This is a genomic window from Aquitalea aquatica, assembly GCF_013911085.1.
Classification (GTDB): domain Bacteria; phylum Pseudomonadota; class Gammaproteobacteria; order Burkholderiales; family Chromobacteriaceae; genus Aquitalea; species Aquitalea aquatica.
Window position 1 is genome coordinate 1 of the sequence record NZ_JACERN010000017.1, and the last position, 13435, is coordinate 13435.

Annotated in this window: 10 protein-coding genes and 3 tRNA genes; 5 read left to right on the forward strand and 8 right to left on the reverse strand. The window is 56.5% G+C overall.

The window, feature by feature from the left end:
* A partial coding sequence (locus H2Z84_RS21090; protein WP_220272695.1) for a hypothetical protein occupies positions 1-196 on the forward strand: 196 nt, incomplete at its 5' end.
* A gap of 205 nt (positions 197-401) precedes the next feature.
* Here H2Z84_RS21090 and rnr read toward each other — a convergent pair.
* Positions 402-3095 (reverse strand): ribonuclease R, encoded by a 2694-nt coding sequence (gene rnr, locus H2Z84_RS04435; RefSeq protein ID WP_181834905.1) that lies wholly within the window; start codon positions 3093-3095, stop codon positions 402-404.
* Positions 3096-3171: 76 nt separating this feature from the next.
* On the opposite strand from rnr, the gene H2Z84_RS04440 reads away from it, so the two are divergent.
* From H2Z84_RS04440 to H2Z84_RS04450, 3 genes are all read left to right on the forward strand, one after another.
* Positions 3172-3258: transfer RNA gene (locus H2Z84_RS04440), tRNA-Leu, on the forward strand.
* Between the two features lie 50 nt (positions 3259-3308).
* Positions 3309-3395, forward strand: a tRNA-Leu gene (locus H2Z84_RS04445).
* A 57-nt stretch (positions 3396-3452) separates the two neighbouring features.
* Positions 3453-3539 (forward strand) — tRNA-Leu (locus tag H2Z84_RS04450).
* Positions 3540-3611: 72 nt separating this feature from the next.
* Here H2Z84_RS04450 and H2Z84_RS04455 read toward each other — a convergent pair.
* Together H2Z84_RS04455 and acpA are read right to left on the reverse strand one after the other, a co-directional pair.
* Positions 3612-5030 (reverse strand): MDR family MFS transporter, encoded by a 1419-nt coding sequence (locus H2Z84_RS04455; protein WP_258869289.1) that lies wholly within the window; start codon positions 5028-5030, stop codon positions 3612-3614.
* Between the two features lie 173 nt (positions 5031-5203).
* Positions 5204-6820 carry an acid phosphatase gene (gene acpA, locus H2Z84_RS04460; protein WP_181834906.1) on the reverse strand — a complete coding sequence of 539 codons (1617 nt, stop codon included), beginning with the start codon at positions 6818-6820 and terminating at the stop codon, positions 5204-5206.
* Positions 6821-7124: 304 nt separating this feature from the next.
* Between acpA and H2Z84_RS04465 the strand changes: the two genes are divergently transcribed.
* The gene (locus tag H2Z84_RS04465; RefSeq protein ID WP_258869290.1) at positions 7125-8276 is read left to right on the forward strand and encodes a cytochrome-c peroxidase; all 1152 of its coding nucleotides are present in this window, start codon (positions 7125-7127) and stop codon (positions 8274-8276) included.
* A 10-nt stretch (positions 8277-8286) separates the two neighbouring features.
* Here H2Z84_RS04465 and H2Z84_RS04470 read toward each other — a convergent pair whose 3' ends face one another.
* The 5 genes from H2Z84_RS04470 to hflC all read right to left on the reverse strand — a co-directional run bounded on the left by H2Z84_RS04470 (position 8287) and on the right by hflC (position 13434).
* Complete coding sequence (locus H2Z84_RS04470) at positions 8287-8778, reverse strand: heme-degrading domain-containing protein (protein ID WP_181834908.1); 492 nt, start codon at positions 8776-8778, stop codon at positions 8287-8289.
* Positions 8775-9827 (reverse strand): oxidoreductase, encoded by a 1053-nt coding sequence (locus tag H2Z84_RS04475; RefSeq protein ID WP_181834909.1) that lies wholly within the window; start codon positions 9825-9827, stop codon positions 8775-8777. The genes H2Z84_RS04470 and H2Z84_RS04475 overlap by 4 nt, the downstream gene beginning before the upstream one ends.
* A gap of 146 nt (positions 9828-9973) precedes the next feature.
* The gene (locus H2Z84_RS04480; protein ID WP_103525508.1) at positions 9974-11269 is read right to left on the reverse strand and encodes an adenylosuccinate synthase; all 1296 of its coding nucleotides are present in this window, start codon (positions 11267-11269) and stop codon (positions 9974-9976) included.
* Positions 11270-11301: 32 nt separating this feature from the next.
* The gene (locus H2Z84_RS04485) at positions 11302-12453 is read right to left on the reverse strand and encodes an ATP phosphoribosyltransferase regulatory subunit (protein WP_181834910.1); all 1152 of its coding nucleotides are present in this window, start codon (positions 12451-12453) and stop codon (positions 11302-11304) included.
* Positions 12454-12564: 111 nt separating this feature from the next.
* Positions 12565-13434 (reverse strand): protease modulator HflC, encoded by an 870-nt coding sequence (hflC, locus tag H2Z84_RS04490; RefSeq protein ID WP_309545434.1) that lies wholly within the window; start codon positions 13432-13434, stop codon positions 12565-12567.
* Position 13435 lies beyond the last annotated feature (1 nt).

A 13435-nucleotide genomic window follows, 5' to 3' on the forward strand; every position in this document is an offset into this window, starting at 1 on the left:
GTATTTGGCTTTCGCCAAGTACTCACACCTATCGGTTATTCTGTTTTTTAAAGAGCGGTGCAGGTCGCTGCGTTTCGTTTCCGTCGCTGCGTTGTCTGCTGAGGAGGCGAACTATACCGCCACCACCTACCCTCGTCAACACTTTGTGCGAAGAAATCTGCAGATTCCGGCCGAATACCGCCCCGCAGCGCGCTAAGTGACTGAGGGGCAAACAACTATGCCGACGGGGTTTTATTACAGCTTTGCTGCGAGTGCACAGCAATGCGTGGAGTAGCGGCTATGCCGAGTACTGAAAACCAGTCTGGCTGACGCAAAAGGGGGGGCACCGCACCGGCACCGGCAGCAAAAAGCCCGGCTGGGCCGGGCTTTGTTTATCAATCCTGATTAATACAAGGAGAGGATCACTCTTCACCTGTGTTTTTGTTAATCGTACGGCGCCGGCTGCGAGGTGCCGGTGTAACGGCAGCCTCGCCACCAGCCGCCGCCGGTTTGCCACGCACACGCGGAGCCGGAGTGACAGCAGGCACGACAGGCGGAACATCCGTAACAGCCGATTTGCGGCGTCGAGCAGGAGCCTGCTTAACCGGAGCCGCTGCTTCTGTGGTGATCGGCGTCTGCTGACGGACTGGTGCAACAGCTGGTTTACGCCGACCTGCCGGTGACTTCGGCAGAGCCGCGACCGGCGGCAAGACTGGCTGCTCAACAACCGGCTCAACTTTCGGACCAGCCGGCTGGCGACGCGGTGCATTGGCTACAGGCTTTACCGCCTCGCTTGTGACACCTGTGTGTCGCCCATGACGGGTACGACCATGACCACCTTGCCCGGCCTGCTTGTGATTATTATTGCCACCACGATGTCCATGCTTTTGCTGTTCGCGCTTGGCGGTGTGGGTCGGCGGAGTCGACAACCCTGCTTCGGTCGTTTCACGCACCAGTGCAAAGTCAACTTGTGCAGTCTCCAGATTGGCGCTCATGACTTTCACCGTCAATGTGTCACCCAAACGGTACTGCACCCCACTCTTCTCCCCGACGATAGCCTGGATATCCTTGCGGAAGTGGAAGTAGTCCTTGCCCAGTTCGGAAATGTGCACCAAACCTTCGGCATAAACATTGTCCAGCAGAACGAACACACCAAAGCTGGTCACCGCACTGATCTTGCCCTGGAAGACTTCACCGATCTTGTCCTGCATATAATAAGTCTTGAGCCAAGACTCGACATCACGGCTGGCATCGTCTGCGCGTCGCTCAGTCATCGAGCAATGTATACCCAACTGCGCCCACTTGCCCGGCTTGTACTTCCCACCTTGCAATATCGCTTTAATAGAGCGATGTACCAATAAGTCAGGATAGCGACGAATCGGCGAGGTGAAATGGGTATAAGCCTCATACGCCAGGCCAAAGTGGCCGTTGTTGTCTGGCGTATAGACCGCTTGCTGCATGGAACGCAGCAGCATGGTCTGCAGCACAGGTGCATCCGGTCGACCGTGAATCTGCTCCGCCAGCTTGGCGTAGTCTTTGGCAGACGGCTTGTCGTTGCCTCCCAGCGTCAAACCAACCAGCTGCAGATAGTTGCGTAGATTTTCCAGTTTTTCCGGCGTAGGGCCTTCATGTACGCGGTACAGACACTTCTGCTTGCTCTTGAGCAAGAAGTCGGCAGCGCAGACATTGGCGGAAAGCATGCACTCTTCAATCAGACGGTGTGCATCGCTACGCACTACCGGCACGATCTTGTCGATTTTGCCCTGCTCGTTGAAGAGCATCTGGGTTTCAACCGAGTCAAACTCAATCGCACCACGTTTGGCACGGGCAGCCAGCAAAACCTTGAACAGACTATAGAGTGTCTGGATATTCGGCAGCAGCGCGTTATCCGTGCCATGCTGTATCCAGTCCCACACCTGGGTATAAGTCAGGCGCGCCTTAGACAACATCACCGCCGGATAAAACTGATAGCGTTTGACCTCACCCTTGCCATTGATCTGCATGTCACACACCATACACAGGCGCTCGACGTCGGGATTCAGTGAACAAATGCCATTGGAAAGCGCTTCCGGCAACATCGGGATCACACGGCGAGGAAAGTAAACCGAAGTACCACGCTGCAACGCCTCGGCATCAAGAGCATCGCCAGGCTGAACATAGTGGCTGACATCGGCAATGGCGACGATCAAACGGAACCCCTTGCCCTGCTTCTCGGCATAGACGGCATCATCGAAGTCGCGTGCGGTTTCACCGTCGATAGTTACCAGAGGCAAATGGCGCAGATCCACTCGTTCGGCGGTGAGGTCTTTTTTGCGTACCTTTTTCGGCGTTGCCTTGGCTTGAGCTACGACATCCTCGGGAAACTCATGTGGCAAGGCATGCTTGCGCAAGGCAATTTCGATTTCCATACCCGGATCGGCGTAATTACCTAGCACTTCGACTACCTTGGCTACCGGCTGACGATAGGCATCCGGATACTGCAGGATTTCCACCATCACTACCTGACCATGCTTAGCCTCTCCCTGGCTGCCTGGTTCAATCAGGACTTCATGACTGATACGGCGATCCTCAGGCGTGACAATCCACACACCACGCTCCTGATGAATACGGCCCACCAGCTTGCTCACCGCATGATCCAACACCTCGACAATCTTGCCTTCCTGCCGACCACGCCGATCCACACCAGATGCCCGTACCAGTACCCGGTCGCCATGCATGGCTTTTTTCATTTCACGTTCTGGCAGGAAGATGTCCACGCCTGTGCCTTCGCCCTCATCAGGCAAGCCAAAACCAAAGCCGTCGCGGTGGCCGGAAACTTTACACTTGATCAGATCGAGTTTTTCTGCGGCGCAAATAGCGCCTTTGCGATTGATGATGATCTGGCCTTCTCGCTCCATCGCCAGCAGGCGGCGCTCGAAGAAGCCCAGTTCGTTATTCTGGATGGACAACATGGTGGCTAACTCATCTGGGAACAGCGGCACACCACGTTCTTCCAGGAGTTTCAGAACAAACTCCCGGCTAGGTAAAGGATTGGAATATTTGAGTTTTTCTCGTTCCAAGAAAGGATCCTGCAAACGCAGGGATGTATTTTTTTGTTTTTTTGCAGATTGGGCCATTGACACCCTCAGAAACTTGTTTATAATTCGCATCTCGTTGCAGCACTACAGCAACAGAATGATACAGCAAAGCAGTGCCCAGGTGGCGGAATTGGTAGACGCACTAGGTTCAGGTCCTAGCGCCCGCAAGGGTGTGGAAGTTCGAGTCTTCTCTTGGGCACCATTCAGCTGTATTATATAGTCTTATTGCTGTTGCAATGAAAAATTTGGTTTGCCCAGGTGGCGGAATTGGTAGACGCACTAGGTTCAGGTCCTAGCGCCCGCAAGGGTGTGGAAGTTCGAGTCTTCTCTTGGGCACCAACGATTTATTAAGGTTGGCTTTAATATAGTCGGCTTGCAGTACATACAATTTGCTTTGCCCAGGTGGCGGAATTGGTAGACGCACTAGGTTCAGGTCCTAGCGCCCGCAAGGGTGTGGAAGTTCGAGTCTTCTCTTGGGCACCAATTGGAAAAGCCGCTGATCTCAGATCAGCGGCTTTTTTCATTTCTTCTCCAGCGGCGCACTGCTAGCGCGGGTTACTCTCCTCTGCCATTAGCACGTGGAAGCCTGCCGGTTGGAGCTCCTGCCAAAGCAGCGCCAGACTTGGCATCCAGGGCTAAAAAGAAAAATACTGAGCACAGAGTCAACCCTCCCATCACCAAGAATGACCAGGAAAAGTCGCTACTGACCAGAGTCTGATGTCCTTGCAGAGTAGCAACCACCTGCAGCGCCATCGCCGCCATGGTCACTCCAAAACCGGCAGCCAACTGTTGCGCCACACTGGACAAGCTAGTGGCGTGGCTCATGCGGCTTTGCTCTACATCGGCAAAAGCAATGGCGTTCAAGCTGGTAAATTGTAGCGAGCGGGAAAATCCGCCGAGCACAAACACTACCAGCATCAGCACATGGGGCGTGTCCACCCGGAACAAACCATACACCGCCATCGACAGCGCCACCAACACGGCATTCCAGCTCAGCACTTTTTTGAAACCAAAGCGCTCCAGTACTTTCGCCACAATGGTTTTCATGAAGATGGCCCCGATAGCAGTGGAACAGGTCAGCATGCCAGATTCGAATGGCGTATAGCCAAAACCAAGCTGCAACATCAGTGGCAGCAAGAATGGCGTGGCACCGACACCCATCCGGATGAGAAAGCCCCCCATTACACTGGCGTGAAATGTCGGCAAGCGTAACAAGGACAAATCCAGCAATGGATCAGCCACACGGCGGTAATGCCACAGGTAAGCGAGCAGCAGCAGGGCTCCAAGTAAGCTGACCGCCAGCGACAGTTCCAGCGATAACATATGCTTGCCTTCCGTGGCCAAACCCAGCATCAACATCGACAAGCCAATTCCGGTCAGGGCGAAGCCAGTTTTGTCCAAGGGTGGCAAATGCTCCTCTTTCAGGTTCTCGATATAACGCCCCGCCAACACCATGCCGAGAATCCCAATCGGAATGTTGATGAAGAAAATCCAGCGCCAGTGGAAGTAGGTTGTGATGAAACCACCTAGCGGAGGCCCGATCACCGGACCGAGCAAAGCCGGAATGGTGAGGTAGCTCAGGGCTTTTACCAACTCCTCCTTACGGGTAGTGCGCAAAATGACCAGCCGGCCCACCGGCACCATCATCGCCCCACCCATGCCCTGTATGAAACGTGCCAGCACAAACCCTTCCAGCGAGCCACTGAAACCGCACAGGACTGAACCCAGAATGAAAACGGCAATGGCCGAGCGGAATATCCGTCTGGCACCAAAGCGGTCTGCCATCCAGCCGCTAACAGGGATGAATACCGCCAGACTGACCAGATAAGATGTCAGTGCCAGTTTGAGTGCCACGGGATCGACCAGTAAATCGCGGGCGATGGCCGGCAAAGAGGTAGCGATCACGGTAGCGTCCATGTTTTCCATGAACAGGGCGGTGGCAATGATAAGCGGCGTCAACATGCCGCTGGCCAATTTGAACTGCATAGCATCAGTCTGCGAAGGAATGTGTCGTTCAGTCTAGCAGCTTGACCCATGCGGTCAGAACGGATCTGAGCAAGAAGTGTTAGCAGTTGTGAAAATGCGAGAGAAAACAAAGGCAGCCCATTGGACTGCCTTTGTCATTCCGCATACGTCTACAGCAAGGTTTAATGCATACCCAGCTCCAGAGCATTGCTCAAGTCACCCATGACTGCTTCGCCATTAGCCTGCAAACTCGCATCACGCTCGATAACACCCGGCAGTGCAGGCAAATCGAAACGCCGGCTGATGAAACGCAGGATGGATGCCGTGTCATATTGGGTATGGTCGACAAAGCCCTTGCGTGCATAGGGCGAAATGATGATGGCCGGAATGCGGCTGCCCGGCCCCCAGCGATCCCCCTTTGGAACCGGGGCATGGTCATAAATCCCGCCATTTTCATCGTAGGTGACCACGATCAGCATGTTCTTCCATTGCGGGCTCTGTTGCAGCTTGGTAATCAGCTGGGCGATGTGCTCGTCACCATCCGCCACGCTGGCATAGCCAGCATGCTGGTTCAGATTGCCCTGAGGCTTGTAGAAAGCCACGGTCGGCAGCCTGCCTGCTTGGGCATCGCGCAAGAATTCAGCATCGAAATCCTTCAGGTGCGCTTGACGATAAGCTTGCTGTGTGAGCGGATCAAAGGCGGCGTAGTAGTTGAAAGGCTGGTGATGGGCCTGGAAATTAGGCTGTCCACCGTTGTAGATATTGCTGCGCTGAGCCAGCGAAGCATTCCAGCCGCCAGCATACCAGGCCCAGCTGATGCCCTTGGCTGTCAGGCGATCACCAATAGTGACGGCAGTCTGTGCTGGCAGCGTGGTGGCTTTGGTGGTATCGGCGTACTGGCTCGGCCCCTTGGCTCCCGGTGCATTACCACTTGGCTGATACAGGGGCTGCATGGTGTTGACTGCATAGAACATGCCCTGACTATCCTTGGGCGTCAGATTGCTGTCGTTCTTGTAGGTCGGCTTGCCATCCAGCACCGAAGCCTTGGCACCTGTAGCAGGTGTCAGACGCAGGAACTGTCCTTTGGCATCAGTATCGATGGCAGAAATCGAATCCTTGGCCGGGGAGTCTGCCGCATCGGCATTGGGATAGCTTGGCGCACAGGCACAGATCAGATACTGGTGATTCAGAAAAGAGCCGCCAAACGCCCCCATGAAGAAGTTATCTGCCAGCGTGTACTGGCGTGCCAGCTTCCACAATGCCATCTTGCTGCCATCGTAGTAGCCCATGCTCAGGCCACCCGCATCCGAATAAGCCGCAAACTTGTCATTCTTGCCGCCATTGATCTGCATCTGGTTGTTATAGAAGCGATGCACCAGGTCGCGGGTAACCACATCCTGCCCCACCTGCACGCCGCTGCCATTTACACCTGCAGGATCATCAATCTGGAAGGGTTTATTGGGCCAGCCCATGGTTTGCGCCTGGGTGAGGGTGACATGCTGGCCGGCAGCCGTCAGACCGTTCCAGGTCGGCGGCAGCACCGGTAATACCGATCCATCAAAATCCTTCTGTGGCACATAGCTGCCACGCGCGGCAGGATTGACACCCGGGATACCGTTGGCTCCCGGATATAGGCCATACAGGTTATCGAAGGCACGGTTTTCAGCGAAAATAACCACAACATTCTGAATGACATCCAGCGAACCGCTGGTGACCGGAGCCTGAGGCATATTACTGGCACAGCCGGCAAGGGCTGCCGTCAGGGCCAGGGGAAGCAGAGCGGGTTTGCAGTTGTGCATGGTTGTGTCCTTGTGCGGGTTCGGGGATTGTGCCGACAGCATGTTGCACGCGTATGATGGACGAATTAGACGGCCAAAGCCGAGCACAAGCAAGGTGGCGCAGCCCTGCCCCTAATACTGGCCATGACGTCATCAAGGAGAGATAAAACTGGCGTATGCTGCTGCCGACTCAACCAGACAGTTCTCGATCATGTCGTCTTGCCCTCCCCACCCGTCAGCTTTGCACATACTCCTGCCGTGGCTGAGTTTGCTCTTGCTGTTGACGGCTTGCCATCAGGCAGCCGCGCCTGTGGCAGCCAACACGATGGCCACGCCTGCCCTTTATGCAGACAGCCATCCACTACCGGCGAAACAACTGGAAGCCTTGGGGCGGCAATTATTTCATGAACCCGCGCTCTCGGCCTCCGGCAAACAATCCTGCGCCAGTTGCCACAGCCCGGCTCATGCTTACGGCCCAGCAGATGGCAAGCCAGCCCAGTTCGGTGGTGTGGATGGCCAACAGCAGGGTAACCGCGCCGTGCCCTCCTTGCGCTATCTGCAAAACGTACCGCCATTCAGCGAACATTTCCGCGATAACGACGGCAATGACAGCGAAGATGCCGGGCCAACGGGTGGTTTTACCTGGGATGGTCGCGCCGCCAGCCTGCATGAGCAGGCCAGCCTGCCCTTGCTGTCCGCCAATGAAATGGCCAATCGCAGCCCGGAGCAGGTAATTGCGCAACTGCAGGCCAGCCCGAGTGCCAGCGCATTTGCCGCCTTGTTTGGCCGAGATATTTTTCAGGACAAGCAGGCCGCATTCAGAAAACTGGTACTGGCGCTAGAGGTGTTCCAGCAAAGTCCGGCCGAGTTTTATCCCTATAGCAGCAAATACGATGCCTGGCTGCGCGGACAGGCCACACTGAGCAAGCTGGAATTACGTGGCTTGCAGGTCTTTAACGATCCGGCCAAGGGCAACTGTGCTGCCTGTCATCTCAGCCAGCGGCAGCCAGATGGCTCCTTTCCGGCCTTTAGTGATTTCGGACTGATCGCACTGGGCGTGCCACGTAACAGGGCATTGGCAGTCAATCGTGATCCTGCTTATTTTGACATGGGCCTGTGCGGGCCACTGCGGCAGGACATGCAACGGGACGCGTATTGCGGGCTGTTCCGTACGCCTTCGCTACGCAATGTCGCCAGCCGCAAGGTGTTTTTCCACAATGGCGTATTCCATGATTTACGCCAGGTGCTGGAGTTTTACGCCAGCCGCGATAGCGATCCCGCCAAATGGTATGGACATGGAAAAACAGGCCAGCGCTTCAATGACCTGCCCAGCCCTTATCACGGCAATATCAATCAGGAAGCACCTTTTGGTGGGAAAGCAGGCTCACGGGCAGCATTCAATGCCCGTGATATAGATGCCATGCTGGCTTTTCTGCAAACGCTGACTGATGCGGATGTACTACCCGCCAGCAGATGAAGCACAAAAGCTAGCCATCCAGTGCTGGCAAATCATCGATGGCCAGCATGCTGGCCAGCACATCGACTACCAACTGGTGATCCTGTCGTTGCGGCAGGCCGGATACCACGATGGAGCCAATGCAACCCACCCCTTGCAACCGCAAGGGGAAACCACCGCCATGCGTCGCATGCTCGGCCAGGGACAAGCCGTTTTTTTCCTGCAGATTGGTTTGTTGACGCTGGCAGTCCAAACCGATAGCCAGCGAACTGCGTTCAAACTTCTGCACCACATTATGCTTGCGGCGGGCCCAGTCCTCGTTGTTGGCACTGGCCCCGGCCATCAGCAGTTGGAAACGGCGCACCTGGTTAACGGTAATGACAATGGCCAGTGCCGCGCCGCACTGGCGAGCGGCCTCACGCAGGCGACAGCCAAGCTCCCATACGGTATCCGAATCAAACTGGCAGAACTCCAACCGTGCTTCCTGCTCGGCGATGATTTGCAAATCGTCTTCCACACTCATGGCAATACCTCCTGTGCGCTCACGTCCCTGCCCTGTACCGCACTGTATTCCGCACGCTCCAGCCAGTCCATGACACTGGCCGCCTGCCGAGCAGTGACCGGATTGTCCGCTTCGCCACGAATGGCCGCCGCTAGTTGGCGATAATACGCGCGATAGTCACCGGGTAGATTGGGCAGGCTTTCCGTCTGAGTCCCGCTTGCTGTTGGCAGGAAAAGCTGGCCCGGCAAGGGGTCGACACCCCAGCCGGCCCCACCCGCCGCTTTACCCAGCTTGAGGTCAGCCTCCTGTGTATCGAGCCCGTACTTGGTGTAACTGGCCAGATCACCGTGCACAGCAAAACGGGGAATGCCGCCACTGACTAGGCAGGAGCCATGCAAAACCACATGCATTTCCGCATAACGCAGCTGCACATGGAAATAATCAGTCGCTTGCGCTGCTGGTCGCTGCTGGGCCAGATAGGCAGATACAGCCAGCGGCTGACCAAACAGCTGCAAGGCCTGATCCAACACATGCGGCCCCAGGTCGTACCACAAACCACTGCCGGCGCCTCCCTGCTCTCGCCAACGCTGCTGCACTTGTGGCCGATAGCGGTCGAAGTGCGAAGTGAACTGGCTGATCTTCCCCAGCCGACCACTTGCCAGCAAGCCTTGCACAGTGAGGAAGTCGGCATCCCAGCGCCGGTTATGGAATACCGACAGCAACAGTCCCAACCGACCGGCTAGCTCATCCAGCTGCCGGGCTTGTGTCAGGGTAAGGGTAAAGGGTTTGTCCACCACCACATGCTTGCCTGCCAGCAAAGCTGCTTCGGCTTGGGAAAAATGCAGATCATTCGGAGTGGCGATCACCACCAGATCGACCGCCGCATCTTGCAGGGCCTGTTGCAGTGTCGACCACTGCCGTAGCGCTGGCCAATCTGCGCTGAGCACGTCCGCCTTGCTGCTGACCACGCCGTAAAGCTGCAAATCCGGGCAGGCGGCAATCAACGGGGCATGAAAGGTTTTACCGGCATAACCATAGCCGACGAGCACGACATTCAAAGGAGTGGGCATGCATCATCCTGGCTGTGCTATCTGCAGAAAAGCGGATAACTGCGATTGATAGGAAGGAAAGAAACAGTGATGTTAGCGCTATCATACCGAATTGCAGCCATAAAAAAACCCACCGCGAAGGGTGGGTTTTACGGGTCATGCCAGGCTTACAGGCCGTAGGGATGACGCAATACGATGGTTTCTTCGCGATCCGGACCGGTGGACACGATATCGATCGGGGCCCCGCAGACTTCCTCGATACGCTTCAGGTAAGCCTGAGCGTTAGCCGGCAAGTCTTCCCAGCGCTTGGCACCAACAGTGGAGTCGGTCCAGCCCGGCATGGTTTCATATACCGGTTCGCACTTGGTCACTGCATCGGAACCAAACGGCAGGATGTCGACTTCCTTGCCATCCAGCTTGTAGCCCACGCACAGCTTGATCTCTTCCAGGCCATCCATGACGTCCAGCTTCATCACACACAGACCGGACACGCCGTTGATCTGGATGGAACGCTTGAGTGCGGCGGCGTCGAACCAGCCACAGCGACGCGGACGACCGGTAACCGAACCGAATTCGTTACCACGCTTGGCCAAGAAGGCACCAATCTCGTTTTCCTGCTCACTCGGGAAGGGGCCGGAACCGACGCGGGTGCAGTAGCCCTTCACGATACCCAGTACATAGCTGAGCATTTGCGGCGGAACACCGGCACCCGGCGCAGCAGCGCCAGCCACACAGTTGGACGAAGTCACAAAGGGGTAGGTACCGTGGTCGATATCCAGCAGGGTGCCTTGGGCTCCTTCAAACAGGATGGGGATACCGGCCTTGTCCATGTCGTACAGGGTGCGCGACACGTCGGCCACCATCGGCTTGATGCGCTCGGCCAGCTTCATGGTATCCGCCAGGATGGCTTCGTAGCTTACCGGTTCGGCCTTCAGCAGATTGGTCAGCAGGAAATTGTAGTAATCAACATTTTCCTTCAGCTTGCTGGCAAAGCGTTCCGGATTGAACAGGTCGATCACCTTCAGTGCGCGACGCGCTACCTTGTCTTCATAGCAAGGGCCGATGCCGCGACCGGTAGTACCGATCTTGCCAGCGCCCAAAGAGGCCTCGCGTGCCTGGTCCAGAGCAACGTGATAAGGCAGGATCAGCGGGCAGCCTTCGGCAATTTTCAGGCGGGCCGAAGCATTGACGCCGGCGGCTTCCAGTTCGTCGATTTCCTTGAACAGGGCCTCCGGAGACAGCACCACGCCGTTACCGATAAAGCACTCGACACCTTCGCGCAGGATGCCGGACGGAATCAGGCGCAATACGGTTTTCTTGCCATTCACCACCAAGGTATGGCCCGCATTGTGACCACCCTGGAAACGCACCACAGCACGTGCGTGGTCGGTCAGCCAGTCAACGATCTTGCCCTTGCCTTCATCACCCCATTGGGTACCGATCACGACAACATTCTTGGACATTGGAAAAACCTCTTCTTCAGTCAAACTAAAAATCAGTTAAAGGGGACGATCTGCCAGCCGTCAGCGGCCGGAATCAGTTCACGGTTGCAGCCGATGGCCTCGGCTGATTCCCCCAGATAATCAATAATCACTACCTCGCCTGCAGCGCGCAGGCGCTCGACCTCGGCCTGGGCCGCTGGCAGGTGGCGATTGGCAACACGTACACCCATGGCGCTGCCACGTTCCGGCAGGATCTGGATCAGATCGCGCAGATCCAGGCTGAAGCCGGTCGCCGGACGGGCACGGCCAAAACGACGGCCAACATTGTCATAGCGACCACCACGGGCCAGCTCCACAGCCCAGCCAGGCGCATAGGCGGCAAAGATCAGGCCGGTGTGATAGTGCGTACCACGCAGCTCGGACAGGTCAAAGCTGATGGCAACACGGCCTTCAAACGCACGCGCAATGGCTGTCAATTGCATCAGAGCCAGCTCGACTTCCGGCAGCGAGGGCAGGCGGGTGCGGGCTTTTTCCAGCACCGATGCCGGACCGTACAGCTCGGGCAGGGCAAGGAAGGCACTGCGGTAAGGCTCGGCCAGACCGGCTACCTGTTCGGCAATGCTGGCCGCGTCCTTGTTTTGCAGCACGGCAAACAGTTCGCGCGTAGCCTGTGGCGACAGGCCGGCCGCCGTAGCCAGTCCTCGGAAGATGGCGGTATGGCCAACGTCCAGTCGCAACTGCGGCACCTTGACCTGATCCAGCGTGGACAGCATCAGTTCGATGATTTCGATATCGGCTTCGATACCGGCATAGCCGTACAACTCGGCGCCAACCTGCATCGGCTGGCGCGAGCTCATCAAGCCATTGGGGCGGGTATGTACCACACTGCCGGCATAGCACAGACGGGTCACGCCGGTACGATGGCCCAGCAGGTGGGCATCGATACGTGCTACCTGCGGGGTGATATCGGCACGCAGACCCAGTTGGTGACCAGACAGCTGGTCGTCCAGCTTGAAGGTTTTCAGGTCCAGCGCAGTATCACCTTCGGCGATCAGCGAATCGACGTATTCGATCAGCGGCGGCAGGACCAGCTCATAGCCTGCACAGCGGAATTGTTCCAGCATCGCTGCCTTGGCAGACTCCACCTGGCGGGCGGTAGCCGGCAGGATGTCTGCAATGTATTCGGGTAACAGCCAGTTACGCATATTCCGGTTTCGACAAATAAAAGGCGGGATTCATCACCCCGCCCTGTTTACGGCAAACTGGCCGGGGTGTCCGGCCAGTCATGAAAACTAATTGTAACTACCAGGCAGAGCTTACCTGCCCTTGCTGGCCGCCGCTTGCGGGTTCTTGAAGTACTTGAAGAACTCGCTGTTGGGGTCCAGCACCATCACGTCGCTCTTGTTCTTGAACGACTCTTTGTAGGCATCCATGCTGCGCCAGAAGGCATAGAACTCCGGACTGCGCCCATAAGCTTCCGCATAAATTGCGGCGGCCTTGGCATCGCCCTCGCCTTTGCGTTGCTGTGCCTTGTTGTAAGCATCAGCTAACAACACATCGCGCTGCTTCTCCGCTTCGGCACGGATGCGCTCGGCATCGGCAGCACCTTCGCTACGCAACTGGCTGGCGACGGTACGGCGTTCCGACTGCATGCGGTCATAGACAGAGCTGCTTATTTTATCCGGAAAATCGACACGTTTTAAGCGTACGTCGAGAATTTCCACGCCTATTTTACGCGCATCTGCGTCTGCGCGCTTGCGAACCGTCTCCATCACCTGGTCGCGTTTGCCGGAAATGACATCAGCCACAGTCTTCTGACCGAACTCGGCACGCAATCCGTCGTTGATGGTCTGCTTGAGACGAGCCACGGCGGCATTCTCGGATCCCACGCTCTTGTAGAACTGTTCTACATCGACAATGCGCCATTTTACATAGCTATCCACCAGCACGTTTTTCTTCTCGCGCGTATTGAACAGTTCGGGTGCTTCGGCATCAATGGTCAGAACCCGGCTATCGAAATAGCGCACATTCTGCAGCAGCGGAATCTTGAACTGGATACCCGGCTGTTTGATCACCCGCTCCACTTCGCCAAATTGGAAGACCATGGCGTATTGGCGCTGGTCAACGGTAAATAGCGACAGGCTGGCTACAAACAGAATGCCCAGCACAGCGAGCAGGATTGGCATG